This is a genomic window from Methylocystis rosea (assembly GCF_003855495.1).
Lineage (GTDB): Bacteria > Pseudomonadota > Alphaproteobacteria > Rhizobiales > Beijerinckiaceae > Methylocystis > Methylocystis rosea_A.
Map to the genome: position 1 here is coordinate 731,719 of NZ_CP034086.1, position 15,393 is coordinate 747,111.

12 protein-coding genes are annotated in these 15,393 nt (G+C 63.1%); 8 read left to right on the top strand and 4 right to left on the bottom strand.

Translation table 11 applies throughout. The features are described 5' to 3' along the window. Positions 1–38: 38 nt before the first annotated feature. The 4 genes from lpxD to lpxB all read left to right on the top strand — a co-directional run bounded on the left by lpxD (position 39) and on the right by lpxB (position 3,713). On the top strand, positions 39–1,109 hold the full coding sequence (lpxD, locus tag EHO51_RS03380) for a UDP-3-O-(3-hydroxymyristoyl)glucosamine N-acyltransferase (RefSeq protein WP_124737703.1): 1,071 nt from the start codon (positions 39–41) through the stop codon (positions 1,107–1,109). Positions 1,110–1,175: 66 nt separating this feature from the next. Then, positions 1,176–1,640: a 3-hydroxyacyl-ACP dehydratase FabZ gene (gene fabZ, locus EHO51_RS03385; RefSeq protein WP_124737704.1), complete on the top strand. Its 465-nt coding sequence runs from the start codon at positions 1,176–1,178 to the stop codon at positions 1,638–1,640. A gap of 136 nt (positions 1,641–1,776) precedes the next feature. Then, positions 1,777–2,574: an acyl-ACP--UDP-N-acetylglucosamine O-acyltransferase gene (gene lpxA / locus EHO51_RS03395; protein WP_124737706.1), complete on the top strand. Its 798-nt coding sequence runs from the start codon at positions 1,777–1,779 to the stop codon at positions 2,572–2,574. Then, complete coding sequence (gene lpxB, locus EHO51_RS03400) at positions 2,571–3,713, top strand: lipid-A-disaccharide synthase (protein ID WP_124737707.1); 1,143 nt, start codon at positions 2,571–2,573, stop codon at positions 3,711–3,713. Before lpxA ends, lpxB begins: the two co-directional genes overlap by 4 nt. 13 nt (positions 3,714–3,726) lie before the next feature. On the opposite strand, the gene ssb is transcribed toward lpxB, so the two are convergent. Further along, the gene (gene ssb / locus EHO51_RS03405; RefSeq protein ID WP_124737708.1) at positions 3,727–4,230 is read right to left on the bottom strand and encodes a single-stranded DNA-binding protein; all 504 of its coding nucleotides are present in this window, start codon (positions 4,228–4,230) and stop codon (positions 3,727–3,729) included. 215 nt (positions 4,231–4,445) lie between these two features. After that, positions 4,446–5,759, bottom strand: a complete 1,314-nt coding sequence (gene dctA, locus EHO51_RS03410; protein ID WP_124737709.1) for a C4-dicarboxylate transporter DctA — start codon at positions 5,757–5,759, stop codon at positions 4,446–4,448. A 171-nt stretch (positions 5,760–5,930) separates the two neighbouring features. On the opposite strand from dctA, the gene EHO51_RS03415 reads away from it, so the two are divergent. Both EHO51_RS03415 and uvrA read left to right on the top strand, forming a co-directional pair. Continuing rightward, positions 5,931–6,767, top strand: a complete 837-nt coding sequence (locus EHO51_RS03415) for a hypothetical protein (protein ID WP_124737710.1) — start codon at positions 5,931–5,933, stop codon at positions 6,765–6,767. A 284-nt stretch (positions 6,768–7,051) separates the two neighbouring features. Continuing rightward, positions 7,052–10,054, top strand: coding sequence for an excinuclease ABC subunit UvrA (gene uvrA / locus EHO51_RS03420; protein WP_124737711.1), 3,003 nt, complete (start codon positions 7,052–7,054; stop codon positions 10,052–10,054). A gap of 112 nt (positions 10,055–10,166) precedes the next feature. On the opposite strand, the gene clpA is transcribed toward uvrA, so the two are convergent. Both clpA and clpS read right to left on the bottom strand, forming a co-directional pair. Further along, the gene (gene clpA / locus EHO51_RS03425; RefSeq protein ID WP_124737712.1) at positions 10,167–12,605 is read right to left on the bottom strand and encodes an ATP-dependent Clp protease ATP-binding subunit ClpA; all 2,439 of its coding nucleotides are present in this window, start codon (positions 12,603–12,605) and stop codon (positions 10,167–10,169) included. A 9-nt stretch (positions 12,606–12,614) separates the two neighbouring features. Further along, positions 12,615–12,971: an ATP-dependent Clp protease adapter ClpS gene (gene clpS / locus EHO51_RS03430; protein ID WP_018407599.1), complete on the bottom strand. Its 357-nt coding sequence runs from the start codon at positions 12,969–12,971 to the stop codon at positions 12,615–12,617. A 266-nt stretch (positions 12,972–13,237) separates the two neighbouring features. On the opposite strand from clpS, the gene EHO51_RS03435 reads away from it, so the two are divergent. Both EHO51_RS03435 and EHO51_RS03440 read left to right on the top strand, forming a co-directional pair. Beyond that, complete coding sequence (locus tag EHO51_RS03435) at positions 13,238–13,594, top strand: hypothetical protein (RefSeq protein WP_124737713.1); 357 nt, start codon at positions 13,238–13,240, stop codon at positions 13,592–13,594. A 241-nt stretch (positions 13,595–13,835) separates the two neighbouring features. Continuing rightward, the gene (locus EHO51_RS03440) at positions 13,836–15,374 is read left to right on the top strand and encodes a DEAD/DEAH box helicase (RefSeq protein WP_124737714.1); all 1,539 of its coding nucleotides are present in this window, start codon (positions 13,836–13,838) and stop codon (positions 15,372–15,374) included. Positions 15,375–15,393: the final 19 nt, after the last annotated feature.

Here is a 15,393-nt window from a genome sequence, read left to right on the forward strand (position 1 = left end):
GAAGGCTTGGCTTGGGCTGCCGCGCTGGATTTTGTAGCGTGAGCGCAGCGGCCTTCTTTCCCTTGGCGCGACCCGCCCCTTTGAGCGAAATTGCGCAGATCGCCGGGGCCGAGATGCGCGGCGGTCCTGACGGCGCGCAAGCGTCGGCCGAGCTTGCGCCGCCGCCCCTTATCATCGGCGTGGCCACGCTCGATTGGAGCAGGCCGGGCGACCTCTGCTTCTACGACAACCCGCGTTATCGCAAGGCCCTCTTGGAGTGCCGAGCGACCGCCTGCTTCCTGCGCGCGCGCCATATTGATCTGCTGCCCAAGTCCGTCGTCGCGCTCGTCGTCGACGATCCGCAGCGGGCGATGACGCTCGCCGCCGCGCATCTCTTTCCGGACGCGCTGCGGCCCGGCTCCTTATTCCAATCCAGCGGCGTTTCTCCGGGAGCGGCGGTGCATCCGCAGGCGCGACTCGAACCAGGCGTGGTGGTTGATCCCGGCGCCGTGATCGGGCCGGGCGCCGAGATAGGCGCTGGAACGATTATCGGGCCGCAGGCGGTGATCGGTCCGAATGTGCGCATCGGCCGCGACTGTTCAATCGGCGCGCATGCGAGCCTCACCCATTCGCTGATCGGCGACCGCGTCGTCATTCACCCGGGGGCGCGGCTTGGGCAGGATGGCTTCGGCTTCGCGCCAACGCGCCAAGGCTATCTCAAGACGCCGCAGGTCGGTCGCGTGATCGTGCAGGACGATGTCGAGATCGGCGCCAATACGACGATCGATCGAGGCGCGTCGCGCGACACGATCATCGGCGAGGGAACCAAAATCGATAATCTCGTGCAGATCGGCCACAATGTGGTGATCGGCCGTTTTTGCGCCATCGTCGCCCAATCGGGCGTCGCCGGCTCCTGTGAGATCGGCGATTTCGTCGCGCTTGGCGGACAATCCGCCGTCGCGGGCCACCTCACGATCGGCGAAGGCGCAGCGGTAGCGGCCAAATCCGGGGTGATGCGCGACCTGCCGGCCGGGGCGCGGGTCGGCGGCGCGCCAGCGCGCCCATTGCGGCGGTTCTTGCGCGGCGCGGCGCTGCTCGACCGACTCGCGCGCAAGGACAAGCCGACGTAAGACAAGCCGACGAAAACAAGCAAAAACTGGGATGGCGCTCGCCATGCCCTCGAGAGGGAGGAAGAAATGCCCGAGGCCGCGGCTGGCGCGACTCTGGAGAGCGCCGACATTATGCAGATCATGAGCCAACTGCCGCATCGGTATCCGTTCCTGCTGGTCGACCGCATCTTCGACATCCGCGGCGACGAATCATGCGTCGGCGTGAAGAACGTCACGGTCAACGAGCCGCAGTTTCAAGGGCACTTTCCCGAGCGTCCGATCATGCCCGGCGTCCTGCTCATCGAGGCGATGGCGCAGACCGCCGGAGTCATCGCCATCCGCGCGCTGAAAGGCGCGGATCGGTCGCGTCTCGTTTATTTTGTCACGATCGACAATGCGAAATTCCGCAAGCCGGTGACGCCCGGCGACCGCGTTGAATTCCACATGGCCAAAACCGCGCAGAAGCGAAACATCTGGTGGTATTCTGGGCGCGCGTTAGTCGACGGCGCGCTGGTCTGCGAGGCGCAGATCAGCGTCATGATGGGCGCCTAGATCACGCTGCATTTGGGCGGAATCGCCCAAATGCAGATAACGTGATCGATTCCCAAAGTTTAGAGCGCGCTCTATGCGAAAAACCGGTTCCCACTTTTTCGCAACGCGCTCTAGCGTCGACGCGGCGAGTGCGACATTGAGCCCTTCGGTTCATCCGTCCAGTGTCGTCGAAGACGGCGCGCGGCTCGACGCCGGCGTCGCCATCGGCCCGTTTTGCCATATCGGCGCCGGCGTCGAGATCGGCGACGGCGCGACTCTCCACTCCCATGTCGTCGTCGGCGGCTGTACGCGCATCGGCGCGCGCGCCCGTATTTTCCCCTTCGCCGCCGTGGGACTGGCGTCGCAGGACATCAAGGCTGCGCTCGCGCCGGGCGCGCTGACGATCGGCGACGATTGCGTCATTCGCGAAGGCGTGACCATCAATGCAGGCGTGGGCGAGGGCACGCGTATTGGGGCGCGTTGCGTCTTTCTTGCCGCTTCGCACGTCGCTCACGACTGTCGGCTGGGCGACGACGTGATACTGTCCAATCAGGTTCTGCTGGGCGGCCACGTCGAGATCGGGGACCATGCGATGATCGGCGGCGCGACGGCGGTCCATCAGAATGTGCGCATCGGCGCGCATGCTTTCGTCGGCGGCCTCTCCGGCGTTGAAGGCGACGTCATCCCCTTTACGCTCGCGTCGGGCAACCGCGCCCATCTTTTCGGCCTCAACCGCGTCGGCCTGCAGCGGCGCGGTTTTGCGCCGGAGCGCATCGAGCGGCTACGCCGGGCGTATGGCCTGCTCTTCGCACGAGAGGCGCGCGCGCTGAGCGAACGCATCGACCGTCTGTCGCGAGATTTCGCGGATGACGCAGACGTTGCGGCGATCGTTGAATTTTTGCGGGCGCCTTCGACGCGGCCGCTTTGCGCGCCTCGCGCGCGCGCTGAACCATGAGCGCGCCGCGCATCTTCCTTGTCGCTGGCGAAGCCTCTGGCGATCAACTCGGCGCAGCGCTGATGCGGGCTTTGCGCGCCGCGCGTCCGGAGGCCGTTTTCGCCGGCGTCGGAGGCGAGGCGATGGCGCGCGAGGGCCTCGTTTCGCTGTTTCCGCTCGAAGACATCGCGGTGATGGGCCTCATTCCGGTCTTAGCGCGGCTGCCGCGCCTTGTCCGGCGCATCGCCCAGACGGCGCGAGCGGTCGTCGATCAGGCGCCGGACTGTCTCGTCATCATCGACGCGCCGGATTTTACCCATCGCGTCGCGCGTCGCGTGCGGGCCGCCCGACCTGACCTGCCGATCATCGATTACGTCAGCCCGACCGTATGGGCGTGGCGGCCCGGCCGCGCGCGCGCCATGCGCGACTATGTCGATTGCCTGCTGGCGCTGCTGCCCTTCGAGCCGCAGGCGCATGTTCGCCTTGGCGGGCCGCGATGCGTCTATGTCGGCCATCCGCTCGTCGAGCGGCTCGACGAGCTGACGCGGCCTTCTCACGATCGCGGCGCGGCGCGGTCGCTGCTCGTTCTGCCCGGGTCGCGTCTGGCGGAAGTGCGGCGCATGACGCCGATTTACGGCGAGGCCCTCGAACTTCTTTTGCGCGAACGCGCCGACTTCGAGGTCGTCATTCCTGTCGCGCCGAATGTTGAGAAGACCTTGCGACGTGAACTGCGGGGATGGCCGCTGACGCCGCGTCTGATTGGCCAGGCGGAGAAATTCGCCGCGTTCCGAAATGCACGCGCCGCGCTTGTGACGTCCGGCGTCGCGACGCTGGAGCTTGCGCTCGCCGGAGTTCCGATGGCTGTCGCCTATAAGGTCTCGCGCGTCGAATCGTTGCTGCGCTTTCTCGTCAAAGTCGAATCGATCGTGCTGCCCAATCTCGTCATCGGCGAGAATATTGTGCCGGAATTCCTGCAGGAGGCGGCGACGCCGCGCGCGCTCGCCGAGGCGCTGAGGCCGCTCTTGCGCGAGAGCGCCGCGCGCGAAGCGCAGCTCGCGGCCTTCAAGCGCGTCCGCACGCGCCTGCTCGAGACAGGTCGAACGCCGAGCGCTCGGGCGGCCGACATCATCCTCCAATATGCGTCGCACGGTCGCTCTTAGAGCGCGTCTGGGATCAGAAGGGAATGTCGTCGTCGAGTTGGTCGGAGAGCTTGCCGGCCGGGGCGGGACGCCGCTCGGCGGGACCGCGCTCCATCGGCGAGGAGCGGCCAAAGGATCCGCCGCTCTGGCTGTAGCCGCTGTCGTAGTCGCCCTCGCTGCGTCCGCCCTTGCTGTCGAGCAGAGTCAGCTCGCCGCGAAAACGCTGCAGCACGACATCGGTCGCCTTGCGCTGATTGCCGTCCTTGTCAGTATATTCGCGGGTCTGCAACTGGCCTTCGAGATAGATCTTGGAGCCCTTGCGGCAGTATTGCTCGGCGATCTTCCCGAGATTTTCGTTGAAGATCGACACATTGTGCCACTCGGTGCGATCTTTGCGCTCGCCGGTGTTCTTATCGCGCCAGGACTCGGTGGTCGCCACCGAGAAGGAGACGACGCGATCGCCGGACGGCAGCGTCCGCACCTCCGGATCGCGGCCGAGATTGCCGATCAGGATCACCTTGTTGACGCTGCCCGCCATGTCGCTCTCCGCTTGCTTGACGCGTGGCACTCTAGTGCAAAGGCCGGTCCCGGGGGGCGCCGGCTCGGCTTGTCCACAGCTGATGTTGTCGCGCCTCTCGACCCCAGAACGTTCGATTTTTGTTCTAGCAGCGCTCGTAACATCGTGCAAGCACAGCGGAATTTTGTTCTCTTTTTCCGAAGCTTAGCGGTTGCGGGCGGCGGCGGCCCTTGGCCTCACTCCGTCGTGACGCCGATCGCGACATCGGAAGGATCAATCTTGCGTGCGAGCCCTGCGGTCAGCCGTGCGCGGTCCAGCTCGCCCTCCCAGGCGGCGACCACGATGGCGGCGACGCCATTGCCGATGAAATTGGTCAAGGCTCGGCACTCGCTCATGAATTTATCGACGCCGAGCACGAGCGACATGCCTGGGGCCAGCTGCGGATCGACCGCCGTCAAGGTCGCCGCCAAGGTGATGAACCCCGCGCCTGAAACGCCGCTCGCGCCTTTTGACGTTAGCATGGCGACGATGAGGATGGTCGCCTGATGCGACAGATCCAGTTCGACGCCCATCGCGCGCGCGATGAACAGCGTCGTCAGCGTCATATAGATGTTGGTGCCGTCGAGATTGAAGGAATAGCCGGTCGGCACGACGAGTCCGACCACCGACTTAGAGCAGCCGAGCCATTGCAGCTTCTCCATCAGAGCGGGCAGGGCGCTTTCCGACGAGGATGTGCCGAGCACGATGAGCAGCTCGTCGCGCAGATAGGCGATAAGGCTGAAGATGTTGAAACCGGCCGCGCGCGCGATGGCACCCAGCACGAAGACGACGAAGAGCCCGGCCGTGAGATAGAACAGACCGACGAGTCCGGCGAGCGACAGAAGCGCGGCTGAGCCATATTTCGCCACCGTATAGGCCATGGCGCCGAAGGCGCCGATCGGCGCCGCCTTCATGATGATGGCGATGACGCCGAACATGGCGTGGCCGACGTCGTCGATGATCACCCGCAGCGCGCGGCCGCGCTCGCCGAGCGCTAAGAGCGCGAAGCCGAAGAGCAGCGAGAACAACAGGACCTGTAGAATATCGCCCTTGGCGAAGGCGCCGATCGCGCTGTCGGGAATGATGTCGAGAAGAAAATCGACGCCGCCGCGCTTTTCCGCGAGCGCCGTATATTTGGCGATGGCGGAAGGGTCGGGTTTTCCGGCGAAGCCGGAGCCGACCTGCGCAAGATTTCCGATCAGCAGGCCGAGCGCGAGGGCGAATGTGGAGACGATCTCGAAATAGAGGAGCGCCTTGAGCCCGACGCGGCCGACTTTGCGCGCGTCCTCGATATGGGCGACGCCGGAGACGACCGTGCAGAAAATGATCGGCGCGATCGCCATTTTGATGAGCTTGACGAAGCCGTCGCCGAGCGCCTTCACCCAGTCCTGCGCGGCGGCGTGCGGCGCCAGCCAGCCGAACAGCGCGCCAAGCGCAATGGCCGCGAGCACCTGGACATAGAGGTGCCGGTAAAAAGGCTTTGCCCTGGATTCGAGATGGCTTTCGGTCATGGGGGATTAGTAGTGGAGACAGACGCCCTGATATGGCTGAGTTAACGCTTTTTTTGGCAAGGTAGCGAGAGGGCATATTATCTGTTCTCTTGACATCAATTTGCCTCAATCTAAAATATGCGAGCATTTCCAGTATTGGTTTGAGTGGAACTTTGACTGGAGTGGTAGGTCATGGCAGCGACGTTTTTGCGCCGGATCGGCGAATCAATTTGGCATGTCGTTACTCAGCGTCTCCTCCAAACGAGGGACCCAGAGAGCCACGATGCGGTTGCGGTAATCGACGGAGCCAACGCTCAAAAGAATGTTCCCCCCAAAGAAACTAGGCTCAGACGAGTAACACGAGTAGCGCACGATCAGTTGATTGGGTTGCCGAAGAACGCGTGGGCTCTTGCGTGGCTGTTACTGCATCGACTTTTCGAAAATTTTAAAGTGCTGATTCATGGTGGCGGTAGCCGGCTACTGGCTGCAGCGCAGATGACGATCATCTTACTCGTGTTGCTGCTCGGGGGCGCATGCCTGTACGTTTTCACTGTTGGCAAGTGGGACGATGCGAAGAAAGACGTTGCTGGCCTGACATGCACTATGCTTGGCGTTTTCTGCCCGCCTACGGTACTTGGTCAATGGAGTTATTGGGCAAGGGGAAGCGACGGTTCTTCTTGGGGCGGTACCATGAATATCGTCCAATTCGAAGGCAGCTATCAAAATGCATTTAGAGCGATCGGCGTTCGAAACTGGAAAAAGGCGCCGGACGGGAAGATAACCTGCTCCAACGACTCGTGGTACAGCGACCCCTCTGCCTATCTTGATGAGGATATCATCTATCATTACGATCTAAAGTTCAAACCAATCAAAGGTTTCGTGCGGATCGCCTCACAGTCAAGCACGAAAAAGACACGCTTCGATGGCGAGTATTACGAGTCGGTTGCCGGTAGGTTGGAGCAGGGAGAAATCGTAATTTCCAGGGAGCCCGAGAAACCGTGCGTCTCCGATGTTGCAAGTAGTGAATGACATATTGTTACCATGGGGAAAATGCTTGGTTAGCACTGCCGCAGCGCTGCCCTAATGATCGTTGGCGTCGGAGTCGTCGGCTGCTCAAGAATTCATTATTTGGGCGGAGAGGACCGAGGGCGAAAGCGCACCCAGATCAAAGGCTGCCCAATTGCCCCACTTCGCTACCTAGGAGACGGTCTACCTGGCAATTAAGCAGCTTGTGATTTGCGCAGCGCAACAAGTGGCTTTCCCCCCCGCGAGCGCCTAAATTAGCGCTTCCCGTTCCCCACCAGCCCTCATCAATGGCGAGCAACAGCAAAAAATCCGTGGCCCTAGTGGTGGAGAAGGCTTTCGCTGACTCGAAATCCATCTCCATCCGCGGCGCGCGCGAACATAATCTCAAGAACGTCGATCTGACGATTCCGCGCGACAAGCTGGTGGTGTTCACCGGCCTGTCCGGTTCGGGCAAGTCGTCGCTCGCCTTCGACACCATCTATGCCGAAGGCCAGCGACGCTATGTCGAGTCGCTGTCGGCCTATGCGCGGCAATTTCTGGAGATCATGCAGAAGCCCGACGTCGATCAGATCGACGGGCTATCGCCGGCGATCTCCATCGAACAGAAGACGACATCCAAAAACCCGCGCTCGACCGTCGGCACGGTCACCGAGATTCACGACTATATGCGTCTGCTCTGGGCCCGCGTCGGCGTGCCCTATTCGCCGGCGACAGGGCTGCCGATCGAGAGCCAGACCGTCTCGCAGATGGTCGATCGCGTGCTGGCGCTTCCTGAGGGCTCGCGGCTCTATCTGCTCGCGCCGGTCGTTCGCGGCCGCAAAGGCGAATACCGAAAGGAGATCGCCGAATATACGAAGAAAGGCTTCCAGCGCCTCAAGATCGACGGCGCCTATCATGAGATCGCCGACGTGCCGGCGCTCGACAAGAAATTGAAGCACGACATCGATGTCGTGGTCGATCGCATCGTCGTGCGTCCCGACATGAGCGCGAGACTGGCCGACAGTTTTGAGACCGCGCTCGACTTGTCCGGCGGCCTCGCCGTCGTCGAATTCGCCGACGCGCCAAAGGGCCAGAACGTTTTGCTCGCGCCCGTGCAGCCGGCGGCGAACGTCTCGACGCATTACGCGCCGCATCACATTTTGTTTTCATCGAAATTCGCCTGTCCCGTATCGGGCTTCACCATCCCGGAGATCGAGCCGCGGCTGTTTTCGTTCAACAATCCCTTCGGCGCCTGTCCGGTCTGCGGCGGCATCGGCCATGAGCAGAAGGTCGACGCCGACCTCGTCGCCCCGAATCCGAAGCTGACGCTGCGCAAAGGCGCGATCGCGCCCTGGGCGAAATCGACCTCGCCCTATTATCAGCAGACGCTCGAAGCGCTCGGCAAGCATTACAAGTTTCGGCTCGACGTCCCGTGGGAGACGCTTTCCGACAAGGCGCGAAACGTCATTCTCTACGGCTCGGGCGAGGAGGAGATCCGCTTCTCCTATGACGACGGTTTTCGCGCCTATGACGTGAAGAAGCCGTTCGAAGGCGTCGTCATCAATCTCGAGCGGCGCTATCTCGAAACCGACAGCGAATGGGCGCGCGAAGAGATCGGCCGCTATATGTCGGCGACGCCCTGTCTCGCCTGCGAAGGCTTTCGGTTGAAGCCCGAAGCGCTCGCCGTCAAAGTCGCGCGCAAACATATCGGCGAAGTATCGGAGCTTTCGGTGCGCGCCGCGCTCGACTGGTTTCGCGCGCTGCCCGACGCGCTCGACAAGAAGCGTAATGAAATCGCCTTCCGCATCTTGAAGGAGATTCGCGACCGGCTAAATTTTCTCGTCGACGTCGGCCTCGACTATCTGACGCTGTCGCGTAATTCAGGCTCGCTCTCGGGCGGCGAAAGTCAGCGCATCCGCCTCGCGTCGCAGATCGGCTCGGGACTGACCGGCGTCCTTTATGTGCTGGACGAACCGTCGATCGGGCTGCATCAGCGCGACAATGACCGTCTGCTCGACACGCTGCGGCGTCTGCGCAATCTCGGCAACAGCGTCATCGTCGTCGAGCACGATGAGGACGCGATTCTCGCCGCGGACTATGTCGTCGATGTCGGACCCGGCGCTGGCATTCACGGCGGCAAAATCGTCGCGCAAGGGACGCCGCAGGAGATCATGAACGATCCAGCTTCGCTCACCGGGCAATATCTGACCGGCGAGAAGCAGGTGATTCTTCGTCACAAGCTGCGCAAGCCGACGGCCGGGCGTTGGCTCAAGCTCTTCGGCGCGCGCGGCAATAATCTCAAGGAGGTCACGGCGGAAGTGCCGCTTGGCCTTTTCACTTGCGTTACTGGCGTCTCGGGCGGCGGCAAGTCGACGCTCGTCATCGAAACGCTCTACAAGGCCGTCGCGCGGCGACTCTCCGGCGCGCATGAGCACCCGGCGCCCTTCGATCGCCTCGAAGGCCTCGAGCAGATCGACAAGATCATCGACATTGACCAGTCGCCGATCGGCCGCACGCCGCGCTCCAATCCGGCGACCTATACCGGCGCCTTCACGCCTATTCGCGAATGGTTCGCGGGTCTTCCGGAGGCGAAGGCGCGCGGCTATGCGCCGGGACGCTTCTCCTTCAACGTCAAGGGCGGCCGCTGCGAAGCCTGCCAGGGCGACGGCGTCATCAAGATCGAGATGCACTTTCTGCCCGACGTTTACGTCACCTGCGACGTGTGCAAGGGCAAGCGCTACGATCGCGAGACGCTCGAAGTGAAATATCGCGAAAAATCCATCGCCGACGTGCTGGACATGACGGTCGAGGAGGCGGCGACCCTGTTCAAGGCGGTGCCCTCGATCCGCGACAAGATGGAAACCTTAAAACGCGTCGGCCTCGACTACATCCATGTCGGCCAGCAGGCGACGACGCTGTCGGGCGGCGAGGCGCAGCGCGTCAAGCTCTCCAAGGAGTTGTCGCGCCGCTCCACAGGCCGCACGCTCTATATTCTCGACGAGCCGACGACGGGCCTGCATTTTCACGACGTCGCCAAGCTGCTCGAAGTGCTGCATGAGCTTGTCGAACAGGGCAATACCGTGGTCGTGATCGAACATAATCTCGAAGTCATCAAGACGGCGGATTGGATCATCGACATGGGGCCGGAGGGCGGCGACGGCGGCGGCGAAATCGTCGCGGCGGGACCGCCGTCTCAGATCATCAAGGAAGCGCGCAGCCACACGGGGCGCTATCTCGCCGAAGCGATGGCGCGCAAACCATCCGTGGCGGCGCCGGCGCCGGCGAAACCCAAGAAAGCGCGAACGGTTTAAAAGCCCGTCGCGCCCAGCGCCGCCGCCACGTCTTCTGCTCAAAAAATTAGGGGCCGCCTCGCAGCGCATGCGAAGCGGCCCCTGTTTGTTGTGCGACGCGCCGCCGTTAGAGTTAGCTCTTCAGCGGCGCCGGACGTTCGTCGCGTTCCGCATCCGCAGCGCGAATCGCCGAATCATCTCCGGATGCGGCTTCCTCCGCCGCGCGCTTCTTGCCGGCCTCGAAGATGTCGCGCTCAGGCCGCGGCAACACCGGACCCTCCGGGAAGACGAAGCCAAGCGACTTCGTTCCGCTGTCGTCGCCGACGACGACGACTCGCACCGCGCCGCCGTTCTTCAGGCGGCCGAACAGCACCTCGTCGGCGAGCGGCGTCTTGATGTGCTGGTGGATGACCCGCGACATCGGCCGCGCGCCCATGGCTTCATCATAGCCGTGCTCGACGAGCCAGCTGCGCGCTTCGTCGGTGAGCTCGATCGTGACGTTGCGGTCGGCGAGCTGCGCTTCGAGCTGCATGATGAATTTGTCGACGACGCGTTTGATGACGTCGACCGGCAGATGACCGAAAGGCACGATGGCGTCGAGACGATTGCGGAACTCCGGCGCGAAGAGCCGATTGATCGCTTCGCTGTCGTCGAGATCGCGGCGCGTGCGCGTGAAGCCGATCGGCGTGCGGGCAAGATCCTGCGCGCCCGCATTCGTCGTCATGATGAGGATGACGTTGCGGAAGTCGATGGTCTTGCCGTTATGGTCGGTCAGCTTCCCGTGATCCATCACCTGCAGCAGGATGTTGTAGAGATCGGGATGCGCCTTCTCGATCTCGTCGAGCAGCAGCACGCAATGCGGATGCTGGTCGATGGCGTCGGTCAGCAGTCCGCCCTGATCGAATCCGACATAACCGGGAGGCGCGCCGATCAACCGGCTCACCGTATGGCGCTCCATATATTCCGACATGTCGAAGCGCACGAGCTCGATGCCGAGCGATGTCGCGAGCTGGCGCGCGGCCTCCGTCTTGCCGACGCCGGTCGGTCCGGAGAAGAGATAGCAGCCGATCGGCTTCTCTTGATCGCGCAGACCCGCCCGCGCCAGCTTTATCGCCGACGTCAGCGCCGAGATCGCCTTATCCTGCCCATAGACGACGCGCCGCAGCGTCTCGTCGAGATGCGCGAGAACTTCGGCGTCGTCCTTGGAGACGGTCTTCGGCGGCACGCGCGCCATGGTGGCGATCGTCGTTTCGATCTCTTTCAGTCCGATGGTCTTTTTGCGCTTGTTTTCCGCGACCAGCATCTGCGCCGCGCCGGTTTCGTCGATCACGTCGATCGCCTTATCCGGCAGCTTGCGGTCATGAATGTAACGCGCCGAGAGCTCCACCGCCGCCTTCAGCGCGTCGTTGGTGTAGCGGATCTTATGGAACTCCTCGAAATAGGGCTTGAGCCCCTTCACGATTTCGATCGCGTCGGGGATCGAGGGTTCGTTGACGTCGATCTTCTGGAAGCGGCGAACGAGCGCGCGGTCCTTCTCGAAATACTGCCGGTATTCCTTGTAGGTCGTCGAGCCGATGCAGCGCAGAACCCCCTGCGCCAGCGCGGGCTTCAGAAGATTCGAGGCGTCCATCGCGCCGCCCGAGGTGGCGCCCGCGCCAATCACCGTATGGATCTCGTCGATGAAGAGAATCGCGTTCTTGTGATTCTCGATTTCCTTCACGACCTGCTTCAGGCGCTCTTCGAAGTCGCCGCGATAGCGCGTGCCGGCGAGCAGCGCGCCCATGTCGAGCGCGAACACCGTCGCGCCGGCGAGAACCTCCGGCACTTCGTTCGAGACGATCTTACGCGCGAGGCCTTCGGCGATCGCGGTCTTGCCGACGCCGGGATCGCCGACGAGCAGGGGATTATTCTTTTGCCGGCGGCACAGGACCTGAATCGTGCGCAGCACTTCCGGCTCGCGGCCGATCAGCGGGTCGATGCGGCCGTCGCGCGCCTTCCTGTTGAGATTGACGCAATAGGCCTCGAGCGCGCCTTCCTTCTTGCGGCTCTCGCCGTCGCGGCCCTCGCGGCCTTCGCTGCGCTCGCCGTCGTCCTCGACGCCGCGCGGGCTCCGGCCGGCGTCCGAAAGCCCGGGACGCTTGGCGATGCCATGGCTGATGAAATTGACGGCGTCATAGCGCGTCATGTCCTGTTCCTGCAGGAAATAGACGGCGTGGCTTTCGCGCTCGGCGAACAGCGCGACAAGAACATTGGCGCCGCTGACGTCTTCGCGGCCGGACGATTGGACGCTGATAATCGCCCGCTGCACGACCCGCTGGAACCCGGCGGTCGGCTTGCATTCATCGGCGTCTTCGTTGACGAGGTTGTCGAGCTCGCGATCGATATAGTCGCGCAAATTCTTGGTCAGCACGTCGAGATCCACGGAACAGGCGCGGAGCACCGCCGACGCGTCGACGTCCTCGACGAGGCTCAGCAGCAGGTGCTCGAGCGTCGCATATTCATGGCGCCGCTCGCGGGCGGAGGCGAGCGCACGGTCGAGGGTCTGCTTGAGATTGCGCGAGAAGGTCGGCATGCGCTCGTCCTATTTCTTTTCCATGATGCATTGCAGGGGATGCTGATGCTTCCTTGCAAAATCCATGACCTGGGTGACTTTGGTCTCAGCGACCTCGTAGGTGTAAACGCCGCATTCGCCGACGCCGTGATTGTGAACGTGGAGCATGATGCGCGTGGCTTCCTCCACGGATTTGTTGAAATATTTCCGCAGCACGATCACTACGAACTCCTGCGTCGTGTAGTCGTCATTCAACAAAAGCACCCGATACATATTGGGCTTGCGCGTCTGAGGACGCGTTCGCGTGACGAGCGCGGTTCCGGCCCCGGGACCGACGTCGCCTCCCTTGCGCGGCTCCTTGGCCGCTCGCGGCGCATTGGCCGCCATCGCTAGCGTTAAATCCTCCGCCGCCACGTCTTCACCCTTTCGATCCTTTTCATGTAGGTCGGCACAGTGGTTCTTTTAGGGTCGCCTCGCAGAATCTGGGCCATTTCCACAGTGAGGGAAATCAAGAATATCGCTAGTTTTGAGCTTTCCCCCCGGCTTGGCAAGGGGTCGCGCGACGCGCCGTCGCCGAGTTTGTCGAAAGTCGCATCAATAAAAAATTTACCTACGCAAGATTAGCGTCACACCGCTAACCTTCAGGCATTCAAGTGCGTCGAACCGTCGAGCATCGCCGTTTAAGCCACCCCCGCGCCGGCCTTCCGGCGGGCGTTTGGAGTCTCGCGGCGCTGTCGATCGCCGCTTGTTTGTGCAGCGTGCTCGGCGCCAAGCTGCTCTCAAATATGTTTGAGCCTCCCGAAGCGCTAGCGCCCGCGGGCCTTTCCCGGGGAGCAGGAGCCGATCTGCCCGGTCTTGCCAAGCCGGCGCCGCAAACCGAGGCGCCAGCGCCGACCGGACAACGCGAGGTCGACATCGACCGTTTGCCGACAGGCGCGATTCCAGACAGGCGCAAAGGGCGGAAGGCGTTGACGCCTTGCGGCGAAGCTGGCGAAATCGCCAATCATTAGTTTTTTTGCGACCAGCCCTCGTGTGCGCAGCCCGACAGACGCATATATTTATTGACAATCTGGCAATTGCCCTTAAAGCATTCCCGTGGCTATCGCCCGCGCTTCTTTGCGGCGGACCGTCGGCGGGCCAGATACCGTTGCGGCGACGACGGCGACTTCTCTCAACAATCCACGCGCGCTTCTTTACGGCTAGCGCGCAAGCGGAATTTCCGCACATGCGAGCCGTAATTCAGGATAATTAATGACATTCGAAGAACTGGGCCTTTCCCAAAAGGTTCTCGCAGCCGTCCAAACGTCCGGCTATACGACCCCCACGCCAATTCAGGCGCAGGCCATTCCACCCGCCTTGCAGGGGCGCGACATTCTCGGCATCGCCCAAACGGGCACCGGCAAGACCGCCGCTTTCACCCTGCCGATGCTGAGCCGTCTCGAAAGCGGCCGGGCTCGCGCCAGAATGCCCCGAACCCTTATTCTCGAGCCGACGCGCGAACTTGCCGCGCAGGTCGAAGCAAGCTTCGCCAAATACGGCAAGAACCATCGTCTCAACGTCGCGCTGCTGATCGGCGGCGTCGCCTTCGGCGAGCAGGAAACCAAAATCATGCGCGGCGCCGACGTGCTGATCGCCACGCCGGGCCGACTGCTCGACTTCTTCGATCGCGGCAAGCTGCTGCTCACCGGCATCGAAATTCTCGTCATCGACGAGGCCGACCGCATGCTCGACATGGGCTTCATTCCCGACATCGAGCGCGTCTGCAAGCTGGTGCCGTTCACGCGGCAGACGCTCTTCTTCTCTGCGACCATGCCGCCTGAGATCACGCGCCTGACTGAAGCCTTTTTGCATAATCCGATCCGTTGCGAAGTCTCGCGCGCCGCGACGACGGCGACCACGATCAGGCAGGTTCTCGTCGCTTCGCGGGGCCACGCCGACAAGCGTGAGACGTTGCGCAAGCTCATTCGCGACGCCGAAAACTTCAAGAACGCGATCATCTTCTGCAACCGCAAGCGCGACGTGGCGACCCTTCATCGCTCGCTCGTCAAGCACGGCTTTTCCGCCGGCGCCCTGCACGGCGACATGGATCAGCTGGCGCGGATGGCCTCGCTCGACGCGTTCAAGAATGGCGATGTGTCGCTGATCGTGTGTTCGGATGTAGCGGCCCGCGGCCTAGACATTCCGGACGTGAGTCATGTGCTCAACTTCGACGTCCCCACGCACAGCGAGGATTACGTGCATCGGATCGGCCGCACCGGCCGCGCCGGCCGATCGGGCGTGGCGATCACGCTCGTCACTGGCGACGACATGAAATATATCGACCAGATCCAGAGCCTGATCGGCAAGGCGATCGACTGGGAGGGGCCGGGCTTCGACGCCTTGCCGCCGCCCATGGAGACGAGCCCGCAAGAGCGCCGCGGCGAGCGCGACGAACGCGGACCCCGCCGGGAACGCGGTCGCCGGCCAGCCGCCACCGAACGCGAAGCGCCCGTCAACCGCCGCTCAGCCGCCGCCGAGCGCGAAGCGCCTGTCAACCGCCGGCCAGCCGCCGAACGCGAGGCGCCCGTCAGCATGGGCCGGTCCCGCGGCGGCCGCGCCAAGGCGGAGGGAGAAAGTCTCCGGCCTCCGGCCTATGGGGCGCCGGCAGGGGCGCCTGTCGCAGACCGTCGTGAGCGCCGCCCGCGCCATCATGAAGACGATGGGCCCCCCGTCATTGGACTGGGCGACCACGTGCCGTCCTTCCTGCTGCGCCCGGTGGCGCTGAGGCCGGCGAAAGTCGGCGAAGAATAGGTCTTCCAGCAAGGCTCGC

Excerpts from the sequence above, each read along its gene's own strand:
- fabZ (WP_124737704.1), top strand. The coding sequence starts at position 1,176 with ATGCCCGAGGCCGCGGCTGGCGCGACTCTGGAGAGCGCCGACATTATG.
- lpxB (WP_124737707.1), top strand. The coding sequence starts at position 2,571 with ATGAGCGCGCCGCGCATCTTCCTTGTCGCTGGCGAAGCCTCTGGCGAT.
- ssb (WP_124737708.1), bottom strand. The coding sequence starts at position 4,230 with ATGGCGGGCAGCGTCAACAAGGTGATCCTGATCGGCAATCTCGGCCGC.
- dctA (WP_124737709.1), bottom strand. The coding sequence starts at position 5,759 with ATGACCGAAAGCCATCTCGAATCCAGGGCAAAGCCTTTTTACCGGCAC.
- EHO51_RS03415 (WP_124737710.1), top strand. The coding sequence starts at position 5,931 with ATGGCAGCGACGTTTTTGCGCCGGATCGGCGAATCAATTTGGCATGTC.
- uvrA (WP_124737711.1), top strand. The coding sequence starts at position 7,052 with ATGGCGAGCAACAGCAAAAAATCCGTGGCCCTAGTGGTGGAGAAGGCT.
- clpA (WP_124737712.1), bottom strand. The coding sequence starts at position 12,605 with ATGCCGACCTTCTCGCGCAATCTCAAGCAGACCCTCGACCGTGCGCTC.
- clpS (WP_018407599.1), bottom strand. The coding sequence starts at position 12,971 with ATGGCGGCCAATGCGCCGCGAGCGGCCAAGGAGCCGCGCAAGGGAGGC.
- EHO51_RS03440 (WP_124737714.1), top strand. The coding sequence starts at position 13,836 with ATGACATTCGAAGAACTGGGCCTTTCCCAAAAGGTTCTCGCAGCCGTC.